Raw genomic sequence first — 26,502 nt, 5'->3', positions numbered from 1 at the left:
AGGAGACACCATGAGCAGCGCCCTCACCAACCACCAGGTCCGTCTTGCCAAGCGCCCCGAGGGCACGGCCACGCGCGAGCACTGGCGCTTCAGCACCGAGCCCGTGGCCCAGCCCGACGAGGGCGGCGTGCTGGTCAAGACGCTGTCGCTGTCGCTCGACCCCGCCATGCGCGGCTGGCTCAACGACGCCAAGAGCTACATCCCGCCCGTGGCCATCGACGAGGTGATGCGCGCCGGCGGCATCGGCCGCGTGGTGGCCTCGAAGAACCCGCAGTTCGCCGTGGGCGACACCGTGTACGGCACGCTGGGCGTGCAGGAATACATGCTGATCCCGCAGGACCAGATCAAGCGCAACGGCCTCGTGAAGGTCGACCTGCGCGTGGGCACCATCACCCAGTGGCTCAACGTGCTGGGCATGCCCGGCATGACCGGCTACTTCGGCCTGATGGACGTGGGCATGCCCCAGGCCGGCGAAACCGTCGTCGTCTCGGGTGCAGCCGGCGCCGTGGGCCAGACCGTGGGCCAGTTGGCCAAGATCAAGGGCTGCCGCGTGGTCGGCATCGCCGGCGGCGCCGCCAAGTGCGACTGGGTGGTGAAGGAGCTGGGCTTCGACGCCTGCATCGACTACAAGGCCGGCGCGGGCGCCGTGCGCGAAGGCCTCAAGACCCACTGCCCGAAGGGCGTGGACATCTACTTCGACAACGTCGGCGGCGACATCCTGGACGCCGTGCTGGCACGCCTGGCGCGCAAGGCCCGCGTGATCATCTGCGGCGCCATCAGCCAGTACAACAACGCCAACAGCATGCCGGCGGCCGGCCCGAAGAACTACCTGAGCCTGCTCGTGAACCGCGCGCGCATGGAAGGCATCGTGGTGTTCGACTACGCCGACCGTTACCCGATCGCGATCGCCGAGATGGCCGGCTACCTGAAGGACGGCCGCATGAAGAGCAAGGAAGACGTCGTGAAGGGCCTCGACACCTTCCCCGAGTCGCTGAACAAGCTGTTCGCGGGGGAGAACTTCGGCAAGCTGGTACTTCAAGTCGCCGAAGACTGAGGCTGCCGAAAGCGTCCGCAGCCCCGTAGTTCGGGGCTGCCCCCCAGTGGGGCATCAGGAGAACGACGGACCGTTGGCAAGCGCAGGAGGGCCTTGCACAACGGTCGGTCAGACCTTCGACGAGATGATGGCTTCCAGCTGGGACCCTGCCGGAATCTCCCCGATCCTGGACAGCAGTTCATCCGGCCAGCGGGCGGGCGTGCTCGTGGCTTTGACCGCCGCCATGTAGAAGGCGGTGAAGATGAAAAACAAGCTGACCCATGGAAAGCCGAACACCCCGAAAAGAACGCTCCAGGGGTGCGTCTTGAGGGACTGATGGGGCGGGATGACCCACGTTCCGATGGACCGCAGAATGCTCCCTTGAGGCTGCCGGCGAAGGTCCGCGATGTCAGCGCCCATGGCATGGCAGCTGCCCATGAAGCGACGCAAGGCAGTGTTGAGCCTGGAAACAACCAGGGTGCCGCTCAAGCTGCCAAAGGTCTGAATGACCGGTATGTCGACGCTGCTTCCCTCGTACGGTCCAGAGCTTTCGATCCGCAGGAAATGCTGGTGCAGCCATTGTCCAGCGCTCAATCGGCGGCTGGTTTCGAAGGCATCGAAACGAACTTCCTTCCATGCCACAGGGCGCAACTGGCCATCGCTTGCCCAGTAGCCCCGCTGCGCTTCGCAATCGAAGACCGCATAGGTCGGCGCACGTTGAAACAGAAAGCTTCGAGGATACAAAAACTGCGTGCAGACCATCACCAGCAGAAACATGGCGATGCCAAGCGAGAGAAGGAAAGATGCCCATCCGTTGGGCCCGTCGTCGCCCACGATGAAGGTCGCGCACAGCAGGCAGAGCAAGACCATCGAGCAGAACGACGCGAATGCTGCGCCCGTCTGCAACCTGTTTCGCGCAGGTCCGATGAGGACGATGTTGTCGCTGACCTTGTGCAGCACTGCCGACAGGGCCCCATCCGAGGAGGGATTCAATGAGGTCACCTTGCTCTCGGTACAGGTTGGTGTGGAAAGGGAGAAATTCTGACAACCTCCGCGCTTCGTCAGTGACCCGGTCGTGTGAACGACCTGCACGGCGCATGGACCGCAGCAAGATACTGGACGCTCTGGGGGCCGTCGTTCAAGCAGGGCTGAAGGCCGACCCGATGCACTGGCTGTGGCCCAGAATCTCCGCACCCAGACCCACCGAGCCCTGATGGGGCGATTTTCAAGAAAATGCAGCACGATACAGCTGCACCGGAGGAAGCTGAACGTGCTCAAGCATGGTGAGTTCGTGGCACCAGCCATCGCGTTGCTGCAAGGCGTCGAGCCTGCGCCGAAAACGGTAGACGACCGGGCGCTCAATGGCGTGCTGGAGCGTTTCAGAAAGAACAAGCGCGCCAGCGACGAGCCCAGTGCCATGAACAATGTGGTGGCGGTGTTCAAGGACGCGATCGCGCTTCAGCAACCGGGGGCATCCGCACAGATGCGCGGATTTGCGTTGATGAGCGTGGCGGCCGGCGTTGTCGTCCAGACATGGGCCCTCTGGATGGCGGTTTCCTCGGGAATATTGAGCGTGTTCACGTCCTGGCGGCATCCGTTCCTGGCGCTGGAGATGGTGGTCGTTGCATTCCTGGCGTTCTACGTTTTTCCTCGCTGGTACCTTTTCTTCTTGCGCATGGATCTTTTTGCCCCCGAGGACGAGCCGACCGTCTTCGACCGCAAGCACCGCAAGGTCTATCGCCTGTTTCCGCCGCTCGACGGTTCTGCCGACAGCGGGTGGCAGCGCCTGCGCCTCAAACCTGTTGCGCTGCAGGCGGTGGAATACGACTGGGCGTGCATCACGGCCGAACACCGTGTGACGTTGGCATCCACTGGTCAGGCCCTCTCGCGCCTGCACAGCCTGACGCTGGTGGTGCGCGACTACCGCAAGCCCAATGAAAAAGAGGGCCGCCTGCTTGATGAATTCGATGTGGGCAACAGCCTGGGCATGGGCGAGTACACCGTGCCGATGCTGTGGGAGCACATCCGGCGCTTCATGGAAGACGGGGGGCCTGGTGTTCCGCAGGGCGAGCAGCTTCAAATCTTCGAGCGCCCCCGCAGCTTGTGGCAAAGCATGGGCGTGGTCAGCCCCTTCGGACCCCAGCTGGGCTGGTGGTGGAGAACCAACCGTTTTCCGACCGTTCTTTTTCTGCTCCTTTTTCCTGTGACGTTGCCGTTCTTCACCCTGTGGGCGCTGTGCAACTGGATCAGCCACATGACCATGCGCAAGGTCATCTGGCCGCCGGAGGTACTGGAACGGGTGGGGCGGCCTTTGCCCGTCAGGAAGTCGCCTTGAGCGGTGAAAGCGGCAGCGTCGCCTTGCCCCGCCGATTGCACGGCGCACCGGCCGCCGGAGATCGATGCCGCAGGCGACGGGTCAATCGTCCAGATTGGGCCGCATCGGAATGTCGCCCATCGCATCGTCCTCGCGCAGGCCGCGCGCGGCCTTCAGCAGTTCGATCGAGAGGCCGTCGCCGTGGCCTGCAAAGCCCTGGGCGATGCCTTCGAGCACGGTCGACAGGTTGGTGTCGCCGTCGGTGCGGGCGTCCATGCTGATGTTCAGGACCCGCGCCGCCATCTGCCGGTAGGTGACGGCGCCCGCGCCCTCCAGCGCGGCCACCAGGTCGAGGTACAGCGCCAGGTTCATGTCGAACACCAGCTTGGGCGTGATCTCGAAATCCTCGGTCTTGTTGTTCTTCTGATCCATGGGGGTGACTCCTTTTTCCTGAGCCTCCACTCTAGCCACAAAAAACGACAAGCTCTGTCGGGCATCGCCCTGATTTGTCTCATTTCGCACGCGTGCCCATCACCGCGGCCGAGATGATCAGCGCCGCCGCCAGCGCGATGCTGGCCGTGAGCGCCCGGCCGGTCACGGCCAGCAGCAGCGCGGTGGAGGCCAGCGGCGTGAGGTAGCTCAGGATGCCGATCTGGCGCGCGTCGCCGCGCTTGAGCGCCATGTCCCACACGAAGAAGGCCGCGCCCAGCGGGCCCAGGCCGCACAGCGCGACCAGCAGCCAGTCCTTCGCCGACAGCGCGACGGCGGGCTCCAGCAGCGCATGGCAGGCCAGCGAGAGCGCGCCCGACACCAGCCCGAACAGGCCGATGGCCGAGGTCGGGAAGGGCGTGACGCGCTGCGTCCACAGCGAGTAGCTGGCCCAGATGAAGGCCGAGCCGGCCGCCGGCAGGAAGCCCCAGTACGTGGCGGGCGCGCCGGGCAGGGCACTGCCGCCGCGTGCACCGAGGATCGCGATGGCCGCGCCCGCAAAGCCCAGCAGCGCCGCCACCACGTGCAGCGGGCGCAGCGACACGCCCGGCAGCAGCACCGGCGCCAGCACCACCATCAGCAGCGGCCAGAGGTAGTTCACGAGGTTGGCCTCGACCGGCGGCGCATGTCGCAGCGCGATGAACAGCAAAAAGTGAAAGCCGAAGAGCCCGTACACCCCGAGCGCCAGCGTGCGCGGCGGCACGCGCCAGGCGCGGCGGTCGCGCAGCACCAGCGGCCAGCTCGGCACGCTGCCGACGATCAGCGCCAACCCGGTCAGGAGGAACGGCGGCAGGTGCGACAGCGCGGTGCCGAAGGTGGCGAGCGTGGCCCACAGCGCGATGGCGAGCAGGGCGTAGAAGGTGGCGGGCATGGACGCCGAGGCTACGCGCCGCGTTCGTCGCGGCCCGACGGTGCGTCGTCGCGCAACGACGGTGTCAGCGGCGCAGCGCGGCCGTGAGCGCCGACGGCGACCGGTAGCCCGTGCGGCGCGCCGTCTCGGCCACGCTCAGGCCTTCGAGCCGCAGTTCGCGCGCGTGGGCCAGCCGCAGCGTGCGCAGCCAGAGCATCGCGCTCTGGCCCTGTTCCTCGCGGCAGCGCTGTGCGAACTGGCTGGGGCTCAGGCAGGCGACCTCGGCCAGGTCGGCGACGCCCAGCGGCCGGTGCCAGTTCGCCTGCGCCCAGGCCGCGAGGGCCGGCCAGTCGATGCGGCGGCGGCGCGTGTCTGCGACCGACGGGGCGACGGCGCCCCAGGCCTCGAGCAGCAACGCCGGGCCATGCTGAAGGGCGAGCGCCGCGTGCTGCGGCTGCTGCAGGCAGTGCGCAAGGTAGCGGGCCAGCGCGTGCAGCCGGGGCGCGTCGGCCGGCGGCTGTTCGACGCAGCGCGCCCACGGGGCATGCGGCGTGTCGAGCACGAGGCAGACGCTGCCGCCGCGCCGGGCCTCGAAGTCGTGGCGGTCGCCGGGCGCGACCACCTGGGCCTGGCCCGTGCCGATGCCTGAACCGCGGCCTTCCACTTCGATCTCGAGCACGCCGTCGAGCCCGAGCAGCACCTGGAAGTGGTCGTGCGCGTGGCTGCCGCGCGATTGGGTGTAGTCGCGCAGCGAGAGGACGGGGGCGGGCGTGTGCATGGCGGGAGCGATTGTCCGCGCCGCCCCGCCGCCTGTCATCACCCCAGCCGCAGCAGCAGCGCCGAGGCCGCGCACACCAGCAGGAACGGAATGCTGATGCGGTGGAACTCGCGCAGCCCGTGCGGCAGCTTCGCCAGCCGCAGCGCGATCAGGTTGGCCAGCGAGCCCAGCACGCAGCCGAAGCCGCCCACGCTCACGCCGGCCGCCAGCGCGGGCAGGTCGTGCACGTAGCGGTCGAGCAGGATCGCCGCCGGCACGTTGCTGATGACCTGCGAGGCCGCAATGGCCGCCAGGTAGGCGCGCCAGCCTTCGCCGATCGGCCAATGGCCCAGCAGCGCCGCGATGGCGGGCAGCTCGGCGGCCTGGCGCAGGTCGACGAACATCAGCGCGATGATCGCCAGCAAGGCCCAGTCGATGCCGCGCAGCACGCGCGGGTAGGTGAGCAGCAGCACGCCGAACACCGCGCCCAGGCCGGGCAGCAGCCAGTGGCGGTCGAGCGCGACCACGAAGCCGACGAACAGCACGCCGGCCAGCGCCAGCAGGCGCGGCTGCACGGGCGCGGTCTCGGTCTCCTCGCGCAGCGCGATGGGCGTGCGCGGCACCAGCCACCACACGGCCACGAAGAGCCAGAACAGCATGATCGCCACGGTCGGGCCCATCATGGCCATGAAGCCGAAGAAGCTCTCGCCCGAGCGGTGCCACAGGTACAGGTTCTGCGGGTTGCCGATGGGCGTGAGCGCCGAGCCCGCGTTCACGGCCAGCGCCTGCAGCACCACCAGCCGCGCCAGCGGCAGGTGCGCCTGCACGGCCAGCACGCGCGTGAGCGGTACCAGCAGGAACAGGCTCACGTCGTTGGTCACCAGTGCCGACAGCAGCGCGGCCGTGGCCGTGAGCGCCATCGCCAGCCCGCGCTGGCTGTGCGTGTGGGCCAGCAGGCGCCGCGCGGCGGCCTGCAGCATGCCGCTCTTCTCCACGCCCTGCGTGATGGCGAGCAGGCCTGCGAGCGCGCCCACGGTCTGCCAGTCGACCAGCCGCAGCCAGTCCATCGGCGCGCGCGGGCGCACGAAGGCGAACACGACCGCGACGGCCACGAGCACCCACAGCAGGCCGTTGCCGCCGCCGTGTTCGGGCGGGGCGGTGTCGGTGCTTGCGGCGGTCACCCGATCAGGCACTCAGGTCGCGCAGTTCGCGCTTGAGCACCTTGCCGATCGCGCTGCGCGGCAGCTCGTCGATGAAGCGCAGGCGCGCCAGCCGCTGGGTCTTGCCGACCTGTGCGTTGGCCCACTGCAGCAGCGCCTCTTCGGTGGTGGCGTCGCCTTCCCGGCGCACCACGAAGGCCACGGGCGTCTCGCCCCACTGCTCGGACGGCACGCCGACCACCGCCACGTCGGCCACCGCCGCATGGCCGCGCAGCACGCCTTCGAGGTCGCTCGGGTAGATGTTGAAGCCGCCGCTGATGATCATGTCCTTCTTGCGGTCGAACAGCGTGAGGAAGCCGTCGGCGTCGAAGCGGCCCACGTCGCCGGTGCGGATGAAGCGCTTGCCGGTGGCGTCGAACCACTCGGCCTCGCGCGTCTTCGCGGGCTGGCGGTGGTAGCCGGTCATCATGCCGGCCGAGTGGCCGACCACCTCGCCGGCCACTTCGGTGTCGCCGCGCGGCAGCTCGTTGCCTTCCTCGTCGATCAGGCGGATGTCGCTGCCCGGCGCGGGCTGGCCCACGGTGTGCAGCTTGGTCGGGTTCAGGTGCGCCTCCAGGATGCAGGTGCCGCCGCCTTCGGTCATGCCGTAGAACTCGACCAGTCCGCCGGGCCAGCGTTTGAGCACGTCGGCCTTGAGCGCCGCGTTGAAGGGCGCGCTGGTGCTGAACTTGTGGCGGAAGGTCGACAGGTCGTGCGCGTCGAAGCGCGGGTGCGCCATCAGGCGCTGGTACTGCACCGGCACCAGCATGGTGTGCGTCACGCGGTGCTTCTCGGCCAGCTGCAGGTAGCCCAGCGCGTCGAACTTGGGCATCAGCACCACGCAGCCGCCGAAGGCGAGGGTGGGGAAGAACACCACCAGCGTGGTGTTGGAGTACAGCGGCGTCGACAGCAGCGTGACCGTCTCAGGCCCGTACTCGTACTTGGCGCCGCGCTGGATGTGCGACCAGCGCATGCCGTGCCCCTGCACGATGCCCTTGGGCTCGCCGGTGGTGCCCGACGAATAGATGATGTTGAAGGCCCAGTCGGGCTGCACCTCGACGGGCTCCGGCTTCGCGCCGGGCGCCGCGAGCCAGTCGTCGAGCGCGCGGCCGACGTTGGAGCCGTCGAGCGCGATGTGCGGCAGGCCCGTGGCCTGCGCGGCGCCCACCACCTCGGCGGCCGAGGCGTCGGTGAACAGCAGGCGCGCGTCGGCGTCGGTGATCATGCGCGCCAGGCTGGCGGGCGCCGAGCCGGGGGCCAGCGGGGCCACCGCCACGCCCGCGCGCAGCGCGCCCAGGAACACGGCGGCGTAGGGCACCGACGAGGCGGCGCAGACGGCGATGGCGTCGCCGGCGCGCAGACCGTCGCGCTGCAGGGCGGCGGCGATGCGGTCCATGAGCGCGTCGAGTGCGCGGTAGTCCAGCGTCTGCTGGGCATCGGCCAGCGCGGGGCGCTCGGGGGTGTGCTGGGCGTGGAGGCGGACCAGGTCGGCAAGGGTGCCGAAGTCGCGCGCGGCGGCGTCCTGGAGGGCGGGGTGCAAGTTCAAGGTCGATCCTTCGTCTGGGGCCAGACGGCAGGATAGCGAAGAAGCCCGCCGCGGGGTGTGCCGCCCGCGACGAAACCCGATCAGCCGGGGGTGTCGTCGCCCTGCTGCGCCACCTCGAACAGCGCGCGGATCAGCGGCCGGTCCTTGCGCACCGCCAGGCAGCACAGCGAGTAGCTGATCGAGAGCTCGTCGTCATCGATTTCCACCATCTTCAGGCCGGGCAGCGGAATGCACTCGATCTGCGTGACGAAGCCCACGCCCATGCCGTTGGCCACGGCGTGCAGGATGGCCTCGCGGCTGTTGATCTCCATCACGCAGTGCATCTGCACCCCCTGCTGTGCGCAGGCGCGCTCGACGCGGTGGCGCGTCTTGGAGCCGGGCTCGCGCAGGATCACCGGCTCGCCCGCGATGTCGCGCGTGGCGATGGTGCGTTTGCGGGCCCACGGGTGCTTCGCGGGCACCACGGCCACGATGCGCTCCACGCGGTACGGCACCTGGTGCAGGCCTTCGATCTCGGGCGGCTCGACGAGGATGCCCACGTCGATGTCGAAGTCCTGCAGCCCGCCGAGCGTGGAGGCCTCGGAGCCGATCGACACCGTCAGGTCGAGCCCGGCGTGGCTGCGCTTGAAGCTGCGCGCCAGCTCCAGCGCGATGGGCGGCGACACCGCGCCCACGCGCACCAGCCCCGTGCGCAGCTTGTGGGCGCGCTGCAGGAACTGCATCGCCTCTTCCTCCTGCCCGAACAGGCCCTGCGTGATCGCATACAGCTGCTCGCCCGCGGCCGTGAGCCGCACGGCGCGCCCGCTGCGCAGGAACAGCTCGACGTTGAAGCGCTCTTCCAGCGCCTTGACCTGGTCGGTCACGGTGGGCTGGCCGATGTGCAGGTAGCGCGCGGCCGTGGTGAAGCCGCCGGTCTTGGCGACGGCGTGGAAGCAGCGGATCCACTTGTAGTACTGGTGAAACATGGGGCGATCGTGAGGGGCGTGCGCCGAGCCTCCCTCAGATGCGGCGCCGGCGCCTATGCAGGCTTTCCCGAAGGCATCCATCGGTTTTGGACGGGTTGCACGCGCGAAATGCGATTGGACGCCCCGGTGCGCCGCTTCGACACTGCGGCCCAGACAGAAACCGGAGACAAAAAACATGCCCCACGCCTACCGCAACCCCGTGTCCATTCATTCCGGGCGAGGCAGCCTCGCACGGCTGCCCTCGCTGCTGGCGGGCCGCCGCGTCGCGCTCGTCACCTTCCCCGAGGCCCGCGGCCTGGGCCTGGTCGATCGCCTGCAGGCTCTGCTGGGCGACGCGCTCGTCACCGTGATCGACGACGTGCGCCCCAACCCCGATGTCGCCCACCTGCGCGACCTGTACAACACCTTCTGGCAGTCGGACGCGCCCTGCGACGCCATCGTGGCGGTCGGCGGCGGCAGCGCCATCGACACGGCCAAGGCGCTGATGGTGGGCACGGCCAACGGGCAGTTCGACGAGCTCGTTGCGCTGCTGGCCACCGGCAAGCCTTTCGTGCCCGCCAGCGTCAAGCCGCTGATCGCCGTGCCGACCACCGCCGGCACCGGCAGCGAGGTGACGCCGTGGGCCACCATCTGGGACGCCGGCAACCAGAAGAAATACTCGCTGCACCTGGACGCCACCTGGCCCGAGGCCGCCATCGTCGACCCCGAGCTCATGCTCTCGGTGCCCGCGGGCACCACGGTGTCGACGGGGCTCGATGCACTGTCGCACGCGCTCGAAGCGATCTGGAACGTGAATGCCAACCCGGTCTCCGACACCTTCGCCGTCTCGGCCGTGCGCGACATCTTCGACTGCCTGCCGGCGCTGCTCAAAGACCTGGGCAACCTCGACCTGCGCGAGCGCATGGCGCTGGCCGCGCTGAAGGCCGGCATGGCGTTCTCCAACACCAAGACGGCGCTGGCGCATTCCATTTCCTACGAGATGACGCTGCGCCACGGCCTGGCCCACGGTATCGCCTGCTCTTTCACGCTGCCCCTGGTGCTGGAGAAGGCCTGGGCCCGCTCGCCCGACCGCGACCGGACGCTGCAGCTGCTGTTCGGCACCGACCTGGCGACCGCCACGCAGCGACTGCGGGCTTTCCTGCAGGGGCTTGGCGTGAAGACCGAGTTTGCCGACTATGGCGTGGCGGACAGCGAAGCGGCGGCCATGATCGCGCGGGCCATGGACGGGGCGCGCGGCAAGAACTTCATCGGCGCGGCGGCGTTGGCCTGACAGGCAGGGACTGCGCAGCGAGAAAAGACAGAGACAGCCAGACACGACAGACAGCATGCCGGCCATCGAGCCGGCCCCACGGGCCCCACGCCCGTCAAGACAAGGAGACATACCATGCAAGCGGCCAATCCCATTCTGCAGGCGGGCACCTACGCACGCCCGCTCGACAATTCGTTCCGCAAGGCGCAGTGGCGGATGCTGCTGGCGGCCATGTTCTGCTACTTCTTCTTCTACACGGGGCGCCAGACCTTCGGCTTCGCCATCCCGGGCATCCAGAAGGAGTTCGGCCTCTCCAAGGAAATGCTGGGCTGGGCCTCGACCTCGCTGCTGTGGTGCTATGCCGTCGGGCAGGCCATCAACGGCAACCTGGGCGACAAGTTCGGCGGACGCCGCGTGATGACCGCCGGCGCCATCCTTTCGTGCGCCGCCAACTGGGTCGTGAGCTTCGCGGTCGGCTTCAAGAGCCTGGCCATTCCGTGGGGCATCAACGGCTACTTCCAGGCCCTGGGCTGGGCGCCGGGCAGCCGGCTGCTGTCGAACTGGTGGGGCGCGGGCGAGCGCGGCAAGGTCTACGGCTTCTACGTGTTCGCCGCCGGCTGCGCCTCGGTGCTGTCGTTCGTGACCTCGATCATCGTCGTCAACGTGCTGCACCTGGACTGGCGCTGGATCTTCCGGCTCCCCGTGCTGCTGATGCTGGTGGGCGGCATTGCCTTCTATCTGATCGCCCGTGAGCGGCCGGAAGACCTGGGCTTCAAGTCGCCCGACACCGGCGTGGCCAACAACAACCCGCAGGAAGCCGACAAGGCCGGCGTGGCCGACGGCGAGCCGCAGGAAAGCTCCTGGTCGCGCTACAAGGCCGTGCTCAGCAACCCCAAGCTGATGATCGCCGCGCTGGCCATCGGCTTCCAGAACGCGGCGCGCTACGGCCTCATCGTCTGGGTGCCCGTGCACTTCCTGGGCAAGGACTGGGCCAAGGCCGCCGACGGGATGATCGACCCGGCCTGGATCTCGGTGGCGCTGCCCGTGGGCATGGCCTTCGGTGCGCTCACCAACGGCTGGATCTCCGACAAGGTGTTCGGCTCCAAGCGCTACAAGGCCATCGTGCTGTACATGCTGCTGGGCGCCATCGCCTCGATGGGCATGTACCTGCTGCCCACCAGCATCCTCGGCCTGGGGCTGCTGTTCCTGGCGGGCTTCTTCGTCTACGGCCCGGCCTCGTCGTTCTGGGCCCTGTGCCCCGACCTCGTGGGTGCCAAGCGCGCCGGCACCGCCACCGGTGTCATGAATTTCTTCTCGTACCTGCTGGCCGGCCTGGGCGAACCGCTGATCGGGCGGATGCTGGACCACTCGGGCAGCACCTCGGTGGTGTTCCCCATCGTCGCGGCCAGCTGCCTCATCAGTGCCTTCATCGCGCTGTTCATCCGCCGCTGAAGCCCGCGCACCGCCACACCCAACTTGCCAAGGAGCATCTCTTCATGAAATCCGATCGACTCGAAGTGAACGGCCGCAGCTACCGCTGGATGGTCCGCCCGGTGGTCGTCGTCTGCGTCGACGGCTGCGAGCCGGCGTACCTCGACGCGGCCATTGCGGCCGGCGTGGCGCCGTACCTCGAGGCCATGCGCAAGGGCGGCGCCGACCTGCTGGCCGACTGCGTCGTGCCTTCGTTCACCAACCCGAACAACCTGTCGATCGTGACCGGCGCACCGCCTGCGGTGCACGGCATTTGCGGCAACTACTTCTTCGACCGCGAGCTGGGCCAGGAAGTGATGATGAACGACCCCAAGTACCTGCGCGCCGGCACCGTGCTCGCCGCCTTTGCCGACGCGGGCGCCAAGCTCGCGGTGGTCACGGCGAAAGACAAGCTGCGCAAGCTGCTGGGCCACAAGATGAAAGGCATCTGCTTCTCGTCCGAGAAGTCGGACCAGGTGACGATGGAAGAAAACGGCATCGACAACGTGCTCGACATGGTCGGCATGCCGGTGCCTTCGGTGTACAGCGCGGAGCTCTCGGAGTTCGTGTTCGCCGCCGGCGTGAAGCTCATGGAATCGCGCCGCCCCGACCTGATGTACCTGTCGACCACCGACTACGTGCAGCACAAGGCCGCGCCGGGAAGCCCCGCCGCCAACGCCTTCTATCAAATGATGGACGGCTACCTCGCGCAGCTCGACGCGCTGGGCGCCACCATCGTGCTCACGGCCGACCACGGCATGAACGACAAGCACGGCGCCGACGGTTCGCCCAACGTCATCTACCTGCAGGACGTGCTCGACGGCTGGTATGGCCCGGACCGCGCGCGCGTGATCCTGCCGATCACCGATCCGTATGTGGTGCACCACGGCGCACTCGGCTCGTTCGCCACCGTGTATGTGCCCAGCGAGGATGAGGTGCCCGGCTGGATCGACCGCATCCAGCGCATCCCCGGCATGCAGCTCGTGCTCTCGCGCAAGGAGGCCGCGCAGCGCTTCGAGTTGCCGCCCGACCGCATCGGCGACATCGTGGTGGTGAGCGAGCAAAGCACCGTCATCGGCACCTCGGCCACGCGCCACGACCTCACGGCGCTCGAAGTGCCACTGCGTTCGCACGGCGGCGTGTCGGAGCAGAAGGTGCCCCTGATCTGCAACCGCCCCGTCGCGGGCGTGGCGAGCACGCGCCGGCTGCGCAACTTCGACGCGCTCGACCTCGCACTGAACCACGCCCAAGGCCCGCTGGTGGCCGCCGCCTGAACTTATTTGACGGAGCATTCCATGAGCAAGTCCGACCACGCCGCCCTGAAGCCCGGCACCGTGTACCGCGAAGCCCTGCGCATCGCGGGCGAGAAAGTCCACCGCGACCGCACCATCGAGGTCACCTACCCGTACACCGGCGAGGTGATCGCCACCGTGCCCAAGGCCACGCTGGACGACGTGCGCAATGCCCTGCGCATCGCCCGCGACTACAAGCCCACGCTCACGCGCTACGAGCGCTACAAGATCCTCATGCGCGCCGGCGAGATCATCGCCTCGCGCCTGGATGAAATGTCGCGCACCATCACGCTCGAATCGGGCCTGTCGCGCAAGGACTCGCTGTACGAAGTGGGCCGCGCCTCCGACGTGCTGCTGTTCGCCGCCAACCAGGCGCTGGTGGACGACGGCCAGGTCTTTTCCTGCGACCTCACGCACCACGGCAAGAGCCGCAAGGTCTACACGATGCGCGAGCCGCTCCTGGGCGCCATCACCGCCATCACGCCGTTCAACCATCCGCTGAACCAGGTGATCCACAAGGTGGCGCCGGCCATTGCGACGAACAACCGCATCGTGTTGAAGCCCAGCGAGAAGACGCCGCTCACGGCCTTTCTGCTGGCCGACATCCTGTACGAGGCAGGACTGCCACCGCAGATGCTGTCGGTGCTCACGGGCGATCCGAAGGAAATTGCCGACGAGCTGCTGACCAACGCCGACGTCGACCTGGTCACCTTCACGGGTGGCGTGCCCATCGGCAAGTACATCGCGGGCAAGGCCACCTACAAGCGCCAGATCCTGGAGCTGGGCGGCAACGACCCGATCATCGTGATGGAAGACGCGGACATCGAAGAAGCGGCGACGCTGGCTGCCAACGGGTCTTACAAGAACTCGGGGCAGCGCTGCACGGCGGTGAAGCGCATGCTGGTGCACGAGGCCGTTGCGGATCGCTTCGTCGAGCTGCTGGTCGAGAAGACCCGCGCGCTGAAGTACGGCGACCCGATGGACCCAGACACCGACATGGGCACCGTGATCGACGAGGCCGCTGCCAAGCAGTTCGAAGCCGTGGTCAACGAAGCCATCGCAGCCGGCGCCAAGCTCCTGTACGGTAACGAGCGCCGCGGCGCGCTGTACTCGCCCACCGTGCTCGACCACGTCGACCCCGAGATGACCGTCGCCAAGCACGAGACCTTCGGCCCCGTGTCGCCGGTGATCCGCTTCAGGAACATCGACGAGGCGATCCGCATCTCCAACGGCACGGCCTACGGTTTGTCGTCGTCGATCTGCACCAACCGCCTGGACTACATCACGCGCTTCATCCGCGAGCTGAACGTGGGCAGCGTCAATGTGCGCGAGGTGCCGGGCTACCGCCTGGAGCTCACGCCCTTCGGCGGCATCAAGGACTCGGGCCTGGGCTACAAGGAAGGCGTGCTCGAGGCCATGAAGAGCTTCACCAACACCAAGACCTACTCGCTGCCATGGTGAGCGGCGCGGCGCACGAGGCGCATGGCGCGTCGCGCGCCGTGCGTGAGACCCCGCCGCCGATGGCGCTGGCCGTGGCGGCCAAATGGCTGTCGCGCTACAGCCGCGCGCCCATGCCTTCGTCCAAGGTGACCGACTCGGAAAGCGGGACTGCCGGCGATGGGGACCGCAACGCCGCACGCTGGATCGCCTGACCCGCCAGCACGCGCGCATGCGCATCGGCCGCGAGGATGTCGTCCAGGTTCTCGTGCGCGGACGCAGGCGCGTGCTGCAGGCAGTCCTCCACCACGCAAGCGATGTCGGTGTAGCGCAGGCGCCCGTTCAGGAAGGCATCGACCGCCACTTCGTTCGCCGCATTGAGCGTGACGCTGGCTGCGCACCCCTCGCGCAGCACCTCCAGCGCCAGGCGCAGGCAGGGAAAGCGTTTCAGCTCGGGCGCCGCGAAGCTCAGGTGGGCGAGCTGCAGGAAGTCCAGCGGCGCCACGCCCGAGTCGATGCGCTCGGGCCAGGCCAGCGCGTGCGCGATCGGCGTGCGCATGTCGGGGCGGCCCAGCTGCGCCAGCACCGACTGGTCGGCATAGGCCACCATCGAATGGATCACGCTCTGCGGGTGGATCACCACCTCGATGCGCTCGGGCGGCATCGCGAACAGCCAGCGCGCCTCGATGGTCTCGAGGCCCTTGTTCATCATCGTCGCGGAGTCGACCGAGATCTTGCGGCCCATGCGCCAGGTGGGATGCGCGCAGGCCTCGTCGGGCGTGACGCGGTCCAGCGCCTCCAGCGGGCGGTGCAGGAACGGCCCGCCCGAGGCGGTGAGCACCAGCCGCTGCACGCCCACGCCGCCGGCCGGTGCGCCCGCCAGGCACTGGAAGATCGCGTTGTGCTCGCTGTCCAGCGGCAGCAGCGTGGCGCCGTGCGTGGCCACCGCGCGCATGAACAGCGCGCCGGACATCACGAGCGCCTCCTTGTTCGCCAGCAGGATCTTCTTGCCCGCGCGCGCCGCCGCCAGCGACGACAGCAACCCCGCCGCGCCGACGATGGCCGCGACCACCGTGTCGCAGCCCGCCGACTGCGCGACCTCGCACAGCGCCTGCGGGCCGTGCGTGACCTCGGTGCGCAGGCCGGCCGTACGCAGCCGCGCCTGCAACCGCATGGCGCCTGGCGCATCGCCGACCACCGCGACCTCGGGGCGGAAGGCGACGCAGTGCGTGAAGAGCTTGTCGAGGTTGCGGTGCGCCGTCAGCGCATGCACCGTGAAGCGGCCGGGGTGGCGCGCCACGAGGTCGAGCGTGCTGTCGCCGATCGAGCCGGTGGCACCGAGCAGGGTGAGGCGTTGCGTGGCCATGGCGATGCCTTCAGACGGCAGCGATCGGCACGACGCGCTCGCGCGACGACGGCTTCATCCACGCACCGAGTCGCTCGCTCGCCTCGGCATCGGCGCCGTAGCGCGCGGCCACGTAGGTCTCGACCAGCCGCGTGAAGTCGTCGGCGATGTGCTCGCCCTTGAGCGTCAGCGCGCGTTCGCCGTCGATGTAGACCGGCGCCACCGGCTGCTCGCCCGAGCCCGGCAGCGAGATGCCCAGGTGCGCGAGTCGGCTCTCGCCGGGGCCGTTGACCACGCAGCCCATCACGGCCACGTGCATGTCTTCCACGCCCGGGAAGCGCACGCGCCAGGCCGGCGCCTGCGCGTGCAGCCAGCCTTCGATCTGGCTGGCCAGCGACTGGAAGAAGGTGCTCGTGGTGCGCCCGCAGCCGGGGCAGGCCGTCACGCTGGGCGTGAAGGCGCGCAGGCCCATCGACTGCAGGATCTGCTGCGCCACCAGCACCTCGCGCGTGCGGTCGCCGTTCGGCTCGGGCGTGAGCGACACGCGGATGGTGTCGCCGATGCCCTGCTGCAGCAGCACGCCCATCGCCGTGGCCGAGGCCACGATGCCCTTGGAGCCCATGCCGGCCTCGGTCAGGCCCAGGTGCAGCGGGTAGTCGCAGCGCGCGGCCAGTTCGCGGTACACGGCGATCAGGTCCTGCCCCTGGCTCACCTTGGCCGACAGCACGATGCGATCGGGCGGCAGGCCGACGTCTTCGGCGCGCGCGGCGTTCTCCAGCGCCGAGACAATGAGCGCCTGGCGCATCACCTCGTCGGCCGGCCGCGGCTGCGCCGCCTGCGCGTTGGCGTCCATCAGGCGTGCCAGCAGCGCGGGGTCGAGGCTGCCCCAGTTCACGCCGATGCGCACCGGCTTGCCGTGGCGGCAGGCGATCTCGATGAGCTGGCAGAACTGCGCGTCGCGCTTGTCGCCCCGGCCCACGTTGCCGGGGTTGATGCGGTACTTGGCCAGCGCCTGCGCGCAGTCGGGGTACTGCGCGAGCAGGCGGTGGCCGTTGAAGTGGAAGTCGCCCACCAGCGGCACATTCACCTGCTGGCGCGCGAGCGCATCGCGGATCGGCGCCACCTGCGCGGCGGCCTCCTCGTTGTTGACCGTGAGGCGCACCAGCTCGGCCCCCGCGCGCGCGAGCGCCGCCACCTGCGCCACGGTGGCGGCCGCGTCGGCGGTGTCGGTGTTGGTCATGGCCTGCACGGCCACGGGCGCGTCGCCGCCGATGCGCACCGCGCCGACGCGCACCTGCCGCGAGCCACGGCGTGCGACGGGTGGTTTCATGGCATGGCCTCTATGGCAGTGTCCGCCGCGAGTTCCGCCGGCAGGCGGAACACCACGTGCTCTTCACGCCCGGGCAGCGTCAGCAGCTCCACCTCGGCCAGGCGGCGCAGCGCGGCGACCACGTCCTGCACCATGGTCTCGGGCGCCGAGGCGCCGGCGGTGACGCCCACCGCGCCGGCGTCGCGCACCCAGTCGGGCTTGAGCTCGCTGCCCTGCGCGATGAGGTAGCTGCGCACGCCGGCCTGCGCTGCGATCTCGCGCAGGCGCTGCGAGTTGGAGCTGTTCTGCGCGCCGACCACCAGCACCACGTCGACCTGCTGGCTCAGTTCGCGCACGGCCGTCTGCCGGTTCTGCGTGGCGTAGCAGATGTCGCGCGTGTCGGGCCCGACGATCTGCGGAAAGCGCCGCTGCAGCGCGTCGATGATGCCGCGCGTGTCGTCCACCGACAGCGTGGTCTGCGTGATGTAGGCCAGCGGCGTGTCGGCATCGAGCACCAGCGCGTCCACGTCGGCCTCGGTCTGCACCAGCGTGACCGGCGCCGGAATCTGCCCCAGCGTGCCGGTCACCTCGGGGTGCCCGGCGTGGCCGATGAGGATCAGCGCATAGCCCTTGGCGGCATAGCGGCGCCCCTGCTCGTGCACCTTGGTGACCAGCGGGCAGGTGGCGTCGATCGCGCGCAGGCCGCGCGCGCGGGCTTCGACCTCGACCGCGTGGCTCACGCCATGCGCGCTGAAGATCGCCACCGCGTCCGCGGGCACTTCGGCCAACTCCTCGACGAAGACCGCGCCCTGCGCCTTCAGGTCGTCGACGACGTGCTTGTTGTGCACGATCTCGTGGCGCACGTAGATGGGCGTGCCGTGGCGCCGCAGCGCGTGTTCGACCGTGTCGATGGCGCGCACGACGCCGGCGCAGAAGCCTCGGGGCTGGGCAAGGATGACGCGCATGGTGGGGACTCCTCGGGGTGGCGGTTCATCTTCCCGTCGACGTTCTCGGCGCCGGGCCGGCTTCCGCGTCGGCGGTCTGGGTGGGTGGGTAGAACTGCTCGGACCAGCGGCGGAACGCGGCCAGGGTGCGCTCGCCTGGCATGAGCTTGGGATGCTTCAGATGCGTGCGGGCGTTCCAGATCGTGAAGTCGTCGTTGACGACCGAGATCAGCCAGCGGTGTGCCAGCGGATTGAGCACCCGGTAGGCGAGTCGCCGCAGCGGCGCGGGCAGGCGATCGATCCGCGCGACGCTGGGGTTGTCGATCCAGCGGAACGTCCATCTCAGGGGGGCGATGGGGGTGGCGTACGCCTGGGTCACGACGTGCACGCCGAGGTCCGGCATTTCGTTCTCCCCGCAGGCATGGCCAAGGCCGTAGTTGGTCAGGCGCGAGCGGAATCGCTGTCCTTTCCAGCGTGCGTTGATCGTGGCGACGAGCGTGTGCCCCTCGATCTCGTGCGTGATCTCGGTGTCGGTGAATCCGTGCAGCCAGTCGAAGTGGGTCGGGTCCATGCCGTTCTCTCCCATCGAGTCGCCGTAGCCGTCGAGTTCGTGGGCGCCGTATTGCGGGCTGAGGCGGTCCGACAGGTCCATGGCGGGAATCTCCCATTCGGGAGGCCGGTCCTCGCTGTGCCGCCACACCAGGATGGTCCCGTTCTGCTCCCGCATGTAGCGGCTCGTCAGCGCCGCGCGGGGCGGGGTCTGGCCCGGGCAGGCGCGCACGCACCCGCCGTCGGTACCGAACGCCAGGCCATGGAACGGGCAGACCAGGTTCTCGCCGTCGACCTTCCCGCCGTGTCCCAGGTGCGCGCCCGCGTGCGGGCAATACGGATCGACGACACGCGCCAGCCCCGACTGCGTGCGATAGACGACCAGGTCCTGCCCCATGAAGGGGACGACGTGCACCCCGCCCGGCTTGACCTCGTGGCTGAAGCACACGGCGAACCAGCCGTTGGAATAGGGCAGCGCAGGACGGGTGTCGCCCGAGGCGCTGCGCGCCAGGAGGTACGGCTTGCGAACCTCCTGGGGGAAGGCATGGTGTTCGCCTGCGGGTGGATGGATCGCTTGCACGGAGGGCAGGCCGATCATGGTGCGCGCGGTCGGTTCGGTCATCTCTGGGACTCCTGGGTGAGGATGTTCGGATGCAGCGTCGAGAGCCTCGTCCTGGACCCACGACGCCTGGCTGGCGATGAAGAAGGCATGGCAAACGCGTCGGGTGGCGGGGCGATCGTTTCAGTGCGAGCGGTGGACGATCAGGTCGGCCAGTTGCCCGAGATACCGGCCGATCGCGTCGTGCATCCAGGCGTCGAAGCGGGTCTCGTCCGGGCGAGGGGCCATGCGGTGGGGCGCATGCTCGAGGGAGGCGGTCATCAAGTCTCCTTGTGCGAAGGCCTGTCCGTTGCCGAAGGCTTCACACCCGGGAAGTCGCACGAATAGAACTGCGACACCCAGCGCTGGTACAGCGCGGCAGGTCGCTCTTCGGCCATCAGCTTGAAACTCCCCGGGAGCCCCCTGTGGTCCCAGATCCGCGTGTCCTGGTGCGACGTGCGATCCGACCACACGCCCGCGAGCGGCTTCATCAGCGCATAGAGCGCCGAGCGGACCCCCGCAGGCCAGCGGGCGAAGCGTTCGACTTTCAGGGTCGTGACGATGCGCAAGGACCAGCGCAGGCGCGTGTTGGGTGTGGAATACGCCCGGACAACCGCTTGCAGGCCGAGCGAAGGCACCGTGAAGTGCCCGTACATGGTGGCTGCGTCGTAGTTCGTGAGATGCAGGAACATGGGCTTGCCCATCAACGTGGCCGACATCCGGACCTCCAGCTGGTTGTCGACGACGCGGGCGGACATTTCCGGTTGTCCAAAGCGGTGGATCGTGTCGAAATGGATCACGTCGACGCTGTTCTCCCCGGAGTTCTGGAAATAGCCTTCCTGCTCGTGATGCACGAAGGCCGGACGGCTCCAGCCGCTCATGTCATGCACCGGCAGCTCCCACGAGGGAGAGTGCCCCTCGTGATGCACCCACGTGAAGACGAGCCCGTTGTGCTCCCGTGCATGCCGTGCGGTCAGTGCCATGCGCGGTGTCGGCCCGGCGCGGCCCGTGTGCACGCAGCCGCCTTCCGGTCCGAACTTCAGGCGATGGAAGGGGCACACCAGGTTCTCTCCTTCGACCCGGCCTCCGTGTCCCAGGTGCGCACCCATGTGAGGGCAATAGGGCTCGATCACGCGGACGAGGCCGGATTGCGTCCGGTACAGAACGATTTCCCGTTCCATCAAGGGCCTGATCAGCACCGCACCGCGCTTGAGCTCGTGGCTGAAGCAGGCGGCGAACCATCCGTTCGGATAGGGCAGCACCGGCCGTGCGTCGCCGGGCAGGCATTTCATGTGCGCGGCCATCGGCTGGCGCGCGCGCAAGGGCGTCGCGGCGTCCGACACATGCATCGGTGGGGCGGGAGGCGCCTCGGTCTCTGTCTGTTTCAGTAGAACGGTCATGTGAGCTCTCGGTTTCGGTGGATCGCCGCCCTCGGTGCCTGGCGCCTCGCGCCTGCGGACTCAGGCCCGGCGCTTGTGCGCGACTTCCCGCCGTGCCGGATCGAGCGTCCACCACCAATCGCACGACTGGATGCCGATCGATTCGAAGCTCTCCGGCGGACACTCGTACGTGACGCCGCCGTCCTCCACCGCTTCGTTGGTCACCAGCCCACTGATCGATCCATAGCGGTTGTTGCCGATCGACCATGGGATCGTCCCCACGTGATAGAGAGCCAGACCGTTGACGAATTCGGTCATGGCCGGCGATGCGTCCTTGAGCACGTCCTGGAGCACGCGCTCGAAGAGGCTGATCATTCGCCAGCGCATCTGCATGTAGCGCTCGACCGCCTCTTCGAAAGAGCAGCGGTAGTCGCGCAGGAAGAGCATGAGGATGTTGTGGTCGTTGGAACTGCGCGCAACTTCCTTGGGGTAGGCGTACATCTCTGCGTCGAGGATGGCCAGCAGGGCCGTGATCTCCATCAGGGCGCGCCCGCGCCGGTCCTCCCACTCGTTCTGGTGGAGGTCGACGTCGGCCACGATATGGACCAGCGCCGGAAACGCCATGCCGCCCCCCGCGTACAGGCGCGTGACGAAGTAATCGCTGAGCGTCGGACTGGGGTCCGTGAGTTTCATCATCTCGGAGGTGACGTACCAGCGGATCATCTCGGTGAACCGCGCGGCTTGCTGGGGCTTGGCGAACCGGTCCAGGCGCTGGCGGATGTCCCGTATCCCCATGGCGTACTTGTCGCCGTTGCAAGGCGGATCCTCCGGGCTGTCGATGCCGCGCAGGATCTCGCAGGCCTTGCGGTTGAAACCCGCCGGATCCTTGCTGAGCGGGCCCTCGTCGCAGTACTCGTCATCGAAGGCGAACGCCCACAACGTGAAGTCGGAACCGACCTGCAGCAACTCGTCGGAGCCCTTGGTGTACATCAGGGCGGCGAGGCGCGAGATTTCTATCTTGGCCAGGCGAGCCCGTTGCGTCTCGCTGTCGTACATCCTGAAGCGGTCGCAGTAGGCGAGCGTCGCCATCTCGAAGCGGTTCGTCAGCGAATGCGCGGGATCGAAGTGCGGATGCATCTCCCAGCGGCGCGGGATCGGTAGCAATGGGAACTTGAGACGGCTGGTCATGCGGTTTTCTCCTGGGTCGCGTCGTCGCGGGTGAGGTGGGTGGGGCAGGCGCGCGAGTGGCGTTCCTGGCGCCGTTCGCGCAGGAACTCAGGTCCGCCGCGCAATGAAGCTGAACGACGCCGCCTTGTCCTTGCGCAGCGCGTCCGAGAAGCTCACGGCGATGTCGCGCAGCTCGCAAGCCTCGGGGCTGGGCAAGGATGACGCGCATGGTGGGAACTCCTGTTGGGGCGGCTCAGCGTCCCGCCGACATGCGCAGGACATGGCCAGCGTCTGCGTCGCCGCCGGAGGTGGGCGGGTAGAACTGCGCCGACCAGCGCCGGAAGGCGGTGAAGGAGCGCTCCCCCGCCATGAGCTTGGGATGCGGGAGGCGGGTGCGGGCGTCCCAGATCGGGAAGTCGCCGCCCACCACCGAGATCAGCCAGCGGTGCGCCAGCGGATTGAGCACCTGGTAGGCGAGCTTGCGCAGCGGGGCCGGCCAGCGGTCGAAGCGCGCGACGCTGGGGTTGTCGCTCCAGCGGAAGGTCCATTTCATGGGCGCGACGGGTGTCGCGAAGGCCAGGGTCACGACTTGCACGCCGAGGTCCGGCAACGCGTTCTCCCCGCGGGTGAAGCCGAGGCCGAAGTTGGTCAGACGCGAGTGGAAACGCTGCCCCTTCCAGCGGGCGGTGATCGTGACGATGAGCTTGTGCCCGTCCACCTCGTGCGACAGCGCGGTCTCGGTGAACCCGTGCACCCATCCGAAGTGGGTCAGGTCCATGCTGTTCTCGACCATCGAGTCGAAGTAGCCTTCGAGTTCGTGGCTGCCGTACCGGGGGTTGAGGCGGTCGCTGAGGTCCATTTCCGGAATGTCCCAGTCGGGCGGCCGGTCCTCGCTGTGTCGCCACACCATGATCGCGCCGTTCATCTCCTTCATGTAGCGGCCCGTCAGCGCCGCGTTCGGCGGCGTCTGGCCTGCGCAGGCGCGCACGCAGCCGCCATCGGGGCCGAAGCTCAGGCCGTGGAACGGGCAGACCAGGTTCTCGCCGTCGACTTTCCCGCCGTGGCCCAGGTGCGCACCCAGGTGCGGGCAGTACGGATCGATGGCACGGGCCAGGCCCGACTGCGTGCGGTAGATCACCAGCTCCTGTCCCGCGAACGGCACGATGCGCACCGCGCCCGGCTTGACCTCGTGGCTGAAGCACACGGCGAACCAGCCGTTGGCATAAGGATGGGGGGGGCGCGTCTCTCCCGTGGTGCTGCGCATGGGCCGCGGCGGCGTGCGAACCTCCACGACGCGCGCGTGGCGTTCGTCGGCAACCGACGGGGCGCTGTTCACGCCCAGCGGTTCCCTCATGAAATGGGTCGTCGGTTCAGGCATGTCGGGGCTCCTGGGGCGGGGGCATTCGCAGGTGGGGCTCAGTGCGCGCGCTGGACCACCAGGTCGGCCAGCTGGCCGAGCCGCGCGGCGCGCTCACCGAAGGGTGCGAGCGCCGCATGTGCGCGCGCGTTCAGCGTGCGGGCCAGCGTGCGCGAGGCGTCGAGGCCGAGCATCGACACGCAGGTCGCCTTGTCGTCGTACGCGTCCTTGCCTGCGGTCTTGCCCAGCGTGGCCGTGTCAGCGGTCGCGTCGAGGATGTCGTCGACCACCTGGAAGGCCAGGCCGATGGCGCTGCTGTAGTCGTCGAGCGCGCGGTACAGCGCGGCGTTGGCCGGCACGTCGGCCGCGCCGCACAACGCACCCATGCGCACGGCCGCGCGGATCAGCGCACCGGTCTTCATGCGGTGCATCTGCTCGAGTGCGGGTTGGCTCAAGGACCGGCCCGCGCTTTGCAGGTCGATGGCCTGGCCGCCCACGAGCTGGCGCGAGCCGGCCGCCTGCGCCAGCTCGCGCACCAGTGCGATGCGGCGCTCGGCCGGCAGCGGAAGTTCGCTCAGCGTGAAGAAGGCCTGCGCCTGCAGCGCATCGCCCACGAGGATGGCGGTGGCTTCGTCATACGCCACGTGCACGGTCGGCTTGCCGCGGCGCAGGTCGTCGTCGTCCATCGCGGGCAGGTCGTCGTGCACCAACGAGTAGACGTGGACCATCTCGATGGCGGCGCCCGTGGCGTCGAGCGCGTCGGGTGGTGCGTCCACGAGGGCGCCCGCCGCCTGGCACAGCAGCGGGCGGATGCGCTTGCCGCCACCGAGCGCGGCGTAGCGCAGCGCTTCGTGCAGGTGCGTGGGCAGGGTGTCGGCCGGCGGCAGGCCGGCGGCGAGTGCGTGCTCGGTGCAGCGGACCGCGTCGTGCATCCAGGTGTCGAAGGGGGTGGCGGGTCCGCTCTGCGGCACCGAGGCCTCGCGGACGGCGTACGGCAGCAGGGCTTCAAGGGGCATGGTGGTCTCCCGCATGCAGTGCGCCGGGATCGTCCACGAGGCCGCCCGGATAGAACTGCGACGCCCAGCGCCGGTGGACGATGAGGGTCTTGTCGCCCGCGGTCAGCCTGGGATGCTTGATGAAACTCTTGGCATTCCATATCGGAAAGTCCGGTTCGATGAACCACCGCATCCATCGGCTGGCGATCGGCGTGAGCACGGCGTAGATCGCGCTCCTCAGCATGCGGGGCGCGCGGCCGAGCCGCACGATGCGCAGCCGATCCGCGATCGCCAGCTTCCATTTCAGCGGTGCGATCTGCGTGAAGAAGACCTGCGTCTGCAGCCGCACGCCCAGATCGGGCATCTCGAACGAGCCCATCACATAGCCGACGCCGTAGTTCATGAATTCGCCACGGATGTGCAGCCCTTTCCAGCGGGCCGATAGCGAGATCTCGAACCTGCAGTCCTCCGCCCGGTGAGACATGGTCATGTCCGAGAGCCCGTGGAGCCAGCCGAAATGAACCATGTCGGCGCCGTTCTCCACCGCATCGTGCGCGTAGCCGTCCAGCGTCTTGCGGATGTAGCAGGCGGAAGAAAAGTCGCCGAGGTCGTGGTGCGACACGTCCCACTGGGGAGGGCGGCCCGCATGGTCGACCCACACCAGGACGGCCCCGTCGATTTCCCGGGCGTGGCGCGCGGTCAGCGCGGCGCGCGGCGGCCGCTCGCCATGCCCGGTGCGCACGCAGCCGCCGTCCGGCCCATAGGCCAGCCCGTGCAGCGGGCACACCAGGCTCTCGCCGTCGACCTTGCCGCCGTGGCCCAGGTGCGCGCCCAGGTGCGGGCAGTACGGCTCGACGACGCGGGCGAGCCCGGCGTGCGTGCGGTACAGGACGAGTTCCTGCCCCATGAACGGCACCGTCAGCACCTGCCCTCGCGCGAGCTCGCTGGAGAAGCACCCCAGGAACCAGCCCTCGGCATAGGGCAGCGGGCGGCGTGTTTCGCCCACGATGCTGCGAAATTGCTGCAGGCCGATGGTGTGCGCGGCCGGACCGCAGCTTGCCGTGAGGGGCGGCGCGAGATGGCCCGCTTCCTGGAAGGCCGCATCGATCACGCGCGGCATCGTGGGCGGGTTCATGGGAGCGCTCCCGCACGGGCGCGTTCACCCTGGCTTGCGACGTGCAGGGCCGGCGTGCCCCGGCGGGCTTCCTGCGCCGCGGGGTCGTGCGTCCACCACCAGGCGATGCACGGGATGGCGGACGCAGTGGATTCCGCCTTCGGCACAGGGGCGCCCTGCGGCCCGGCTTCGTCGGGCACGCCGTCCTGCACGTAGCGCTCGGAGCCGTGGCACCAGTCGAACGTGGCCCTGACGATGCGGCCCAGGCTTTGCACGTGGCGTTGCAGCGCGGGCGAGGTGCCGGCGGCGATGAGCTCGCCGCGCAGGCCCAGGAAGAGCTGCATGATCTCCATGTACATGGCGACGGCCCGTGCAGCCGCCGCTGTGGGCGTGCACCGGGATTCGTGCTGGATCACGCTGATCAGGTTGTGCCCGCCCTGCTCGCGCGCCACCTCCTTCTCGTACGACACGATGTCGGCGCTCCAGGTGGCCAGCGTGAGCGCCATTTCCGCGAGCGCCCTGACGCGTCGATCCTCCAGGAGGTCGGTGGGCACCGCATAGCCTTCGGCGATCGCGGCCAGCGTGGGAAAGGCCAGGCCGCCCCCGCTGTACAGGCGCAGCAGCCCGTACTGGTTCAGCGAGGGGACATGGCCCGACGCCACGTTGCCCGCCTTCCAGACCTCGGCAAAGAACCATCCCCGCATGGCGGCCAGCCACTGGGCCATCTGGTCGGCGGTGGCGTGCGCGTCCAGGCGGCGGCGGATGTCGCACATGGCGGCGGCATAGCGGTCGTCGACCTGCGCGCTGTCTTCCGGCGTCTCGATCGCCCGATGGATCATCGCCAGCACGCCGGCCAGCCGGCCGGGTTGCCGGCTCAGCGGACCTTCGTCGCAGTACTCGTCGTCGAACGAGACGTTCCAGATGAAGAAGTCCGAGAGGATCTGCAGGGTCTGCGGCGTGGCGTCGGGCACGATGCGGGCCGCGAGTTCGCCGCAGCCGGAGCGGGCCATGCGGTCGCGTTCGGTGTCGTTCAGGCACAGGGAGAAGCGCCGCATCCAGGCGACCGACTGCGCATCCGCTTGCGCCGCCCCGGGATGAATGGCGCTGGGAATGGGGCACTCGAAATACGGCAGCTTCATGGCGC

The 26,502-nt window shown here is 68.8% G+C and carries 24 protein-coding genes; 6 read left to right on the top strand and 18 right to left on the bottom strand.

All coding sequences use genetic code 11. The features are described 5' to 3' along the window. Positions 1-10 precede the first annotated feature (10 nt). The gene (locus AC07OX_RS28430) at positions 11-1,054 is read left to right on the top strand and encodes an NADP-dependent oxidoreductase (RefSeq protein WP_369630451.1); all 1,044 of its coding nucleotides are present in this window, start codon (positions 11-13) and stop codon (positions 1,052-1,054) included. Between the two features lie 108 nt (positions 1,055-1,162). Here AC07OX_RS28430 and AC07OX_RS28425 read toward each other — a convergent pair whose 3' ends face one another. Continuing rightward, the gene (locus AC07OX_RS28425; RefSeq protein ID WP_495262872.1) at positions 1,163-2,035 is read right to left on the bottom strand and encodes a hypothetical protein; all 873 of its coding nucleotides are present in this window, start codon (positions 2,033-2,035) and stop codon (positions 1,163-1,165) included. Positions 2,036-2,303: 268 nt separating this feature from the next. Here AC07OX_RS28425 and AC07OX_RS28420 point away from each other — a divergent pair, with 268 nt between their 5' ends. After that, positions 2,304-3,368 carry a DUF6708 domain-containing protein gene (locus AC07OX_RS28420; protein WP_495262873.1) on the top strand — a complete coding sequence of 355 codons (1,065 nt, stop codon included), beginning with the start codon at positions 2,304-2,306 and terminating at the stop codon, positions 3,366-3,368. A gap of 81 nt (positions 3,369-3,449) precedes the next feature. On the opposite strand, the gene AC07OX_RS28415 is transcribed toward AC07OX_RS28420, so the two are convergent. The 6 genes from AC07OX_RS28415 to AC07OX_RS28390 form a co-directional block, all read right to left on the bottom strand. Next, on the bottom strand, positions 3,450-3,779 hold the full coding sequence (locus AC07OX_RS28415) for a hypothetical protein (protein WP_095747028.1): 330 nt from the start codon (positions 3,777-3,779) through the stop codon (positions 3,450-3,452). A 79-nt stretch (positions 3,780-3,858) separates the two neighbouring features. Beyond that, on the bottom strand, positions 3,859-4,707 hold the full coding sequence (locus AC07OX_RS28410; protein WP_495262874.1) for a DMT family transporter: 849 nt from the start codon (positions 4,705-4,707) through the stop codon (positions 3,859-3,861). A 64-nt stretch (positions 4,708-4,771) separates the two neighbouring features. After that, complete coding sequence (locus tag AC07OX_RS28405) at positions 4,772-5,464, bottom strand: helix-turn-helix domain-containing protein (protein ID WP_495262875.1); 693 nt, start codon at positions 5,462-5,464, stop codon at positions 4,772-4,774. Between the two features lie 38 nt (positions 5,465-5,502). Beyond that, the gene (locus tag AC07OX_RS28400; RefSeq protein WP_495262876.1) at positions 5,503-6,624 is read right to left on the bottom strand and encodes an SLC13 family permease; all 1,122 of its coding nucleotides are present in this window, start codon (positions 6,622-6,624) and stop codon (positions 5,503-5,505) included. A gap of 4 nt (positions 6,625-6,628) precedes the next feature. Continuing rightward, positions 6,629-8,182, bottom strand: a complete 1,554-nt coding sequence (locus tag AC07OX_RS28395) for a class I adenylate-forming enzyme family protein (RefSeq protein WP_495262923.1) — start codon at positions 8,180-8,182, stop codon at positions 6,629-6,631. 86 nt (positions 8,183-8,268) lie between these two features. Next, on the bottom strand, positions 8,269-9,153 hold the full coding sequence (locus tag AC07OX_RS28390; RefSeq protein ID WP_495262877.1) for a LysR substrate-binding domain-containing protein: 885 nt from the start codon (positions 9,151-9,153) through the stop codon (positions 8,269-8,271). Between the two features lie 175 nt (positions 9,154-9,328). Between AC07OX_RS28390 and psrA the strand changes: the two genes are divergently transcribed. From psrA to phnY, 4 genes are all read left to right on the top strand, one after another. Next, positions 9,329-10,423: an iron-containing alcohol dehydrogenase PsrA gene (psrA, locus tag AC07OX_RS28385; RefSeq protein WP_307638487.1), complete on the top strand. Its 1,095-nt coding sequence runs from the start codon at positions 9,329-9,331 to the stop codon at positions 10,421-10,423. A 114-nt stretch (positions 10,424-10,537) separates the two neighbouring features. Further along, a complete protein-coding gene (locus AC07OX_RS28380) occupies positions 10,538-11,854 on the top strand; it encodes an MFS transporter (RefSeq protein WP_062480079.1) in 1,317 nt (438 codons plus the stop codon). A 44-nt stretch (positions 11,855-11,898) separates the two neighbouring features. Continuing rightward, positions 11,899-13,146: a phosphonoacetate hydrolase gene (gene phnA / locus AC07OX_RS28375; RefSeq protein ID WP_095950119.1), complete on the top strand. Its 1,248-nt coding sequence runs from the start codon at positions 11,899-11,901 to the stop codon at positions 13,144-13,146. A gap of 21 nt (positions 13,147-13,167) precedes the next feature. Further along, positions 13,168-14,625 (top strand): phosphonoacetaldehyde dehydrogenase, encoded by a 1,458-nt coding sequence (gene phnY / locus AC07OX_RS28370; protein WP_495262878.1) that lies wholly within the window; start codon positions 13,168-13,170, stop codon positions 14,623-14,625. Between the two features lie 94 nt (positions 14,626-14,719). Here the strand turns inward: phnY and ispC are convergent, their stop codons facing one another. The 11 genes from ispC to AC07OX_RS28315 all read right to left on the bottom strand — a co-directional run bounded on the left by ispC (position 14,720) and on the right by AC07OX_RS28315 (position 26,497). Beyond that, entirely contained in the window at positions 14,720-15,967 is a 1,248-nt protein-coding gene (gene ispC, locus AC07OX_RS28365; protein ID WP_495262879.1) for a 1-deoxy-D-xylulose-5-phosphate reductoisomerase, read from the bottom strand. 10 nt (positions 15,968-15,977) lie between these two features. After that, positions 15,978-17,276 carry a flavodoxin-dependent (E)-4-hydroxy-3-methylbut-2-enyl-diphosphate synthase gene (gene ispG, locus AC07OX_RS28360; RefSeq protein WP_495262880.1) on the bottom strand — a complete coding sequence of 433 codons (1,299 nt, stop codon included), beginning with the start codon at positions 17,274-17,276 and terminating at the stop codon, positions 15,978-15,980. Next, positions 17,273-18,220, bottom strand: coding sequence for a 4-hydroxy-3-methylbut-2-enyl diphosphate reductase (ispH, locus tag AC07OX_RS28355; RefSeq protein ID WP_495262881.1), 948 nt, complete (start codon positions 18,218-18,220; stop codon positions 17,273-17,275). Before ispH ends, ispG begins: the two co-directional genes overlap by 4 nt. A gap of 25 nt (positions 18,221-18,245) precedes the next feature. After that, positions 18,246-19,370: a Rieske 2Fe-2S domain-containing protein gene (locus tag AC07OX_RS28350; protein ID WP_495262882.1), complete on the bottom strand. Its 1,125-nt coding sequence runs from the start codon at positions 19,368-19,370 to the stop codon at positions 18,246-18,248. Between the two features lie 120 nt (positions 19,371-19,490). Next, positions 19,491-19,628: a hypothetical protein gene (locus tag AC07OX_RS28345; RefSeq protein ID WP_447747601.1), complete on the bottom strand. Its 138-nt coding sequence runs from the start codon at positions 19,626-19,628 to the stop codon at positions 19,491-19,493. Beyond that, positions 19,628-20,746 (bottom strand): Rieske 2Fe-2S domain-containing protein, encoded by a 1,119-nt coding sequence (locus AC07OX_RS28340; RefSeq protein ID WP_390348231.1) that lies wholly within the window; start codon positions 20,744-20,746, stop codon positions 19,628-19,630. The genes AC07OX_RS28345 and AC07OX_RS28340 overlap by 1 nt, the downstream gene beginning before the upstream one ends. A gap of 60 nt (positions 20,747-20,806) precedes the next feature. After that, entirely contained in the window at positions 20,807-21,913 is a 1,107-nt protein-coding gene (locus AC07OX_RS28335; RefSeq protein WP_447747597.1) for a terpene synthase family protein, read from the bottom strand. A gap of 232 nt (positions 21,914-22,145) precedes the next feature. Further along, complete coding sequence (locus AC07OX_RS28330; RefSeq protein WP_495263365.1) at positions 22,146-23,270, bottom strand: Rieske 2Fe-2S domain-containing protein; 1,125 nt, start codon at positions 23,268-23,270, stop codon at positions 22,146-22,148. Positions 23,271-23,308: 38 nt separating this feature from the next. After that, a complete protein-coding gene (locus AC07OX_RS28325) occupies positions 23,309-24,181 on the bottom strand; it encodes a polyprenyl synthetase family protein (RefSeq protein WP_495262924.1) in 873 nt (290 codons plus the stop codon). A gap of 73 nt (positions 24,182-24,254) precedes the next feature. Further along, a complete protein-coding gene (locus AC07OX_RS28320) occupies positions 24,255-25,379 on the bottom strand; it encodes a Rieske 2Fe-2S domain-containing protein (RefSeq protein WP_495262884.1) in 1,125 nt (374 codons plus the stop codon). Then, on the bottom strand, positions 25,376-26,497 hold the full coding sequence (locus AC07OX_RS28315) for a terpene synthase family protein (protein ID WP_495262885.1): 1,122 nt from the start codon (positions 26,495-26,497) through the stop codon (positions 25,376-25,378). The genes AC07OX_RS28320 and AC07OX_RS28315 overlap by 4 nt, the downstream gene beginning before the upstream one ends. Positions 26,498-26,502: the final 5 nt, after the last annotated feature.

The organism is Variovorax sp. GW821-FHT09D07, assembly GCF_059416345.1.
Note: the sequence above shows the minus strand (reverse complement) of the source record. Positions and strands in the feature narration are given on the sequence as shown.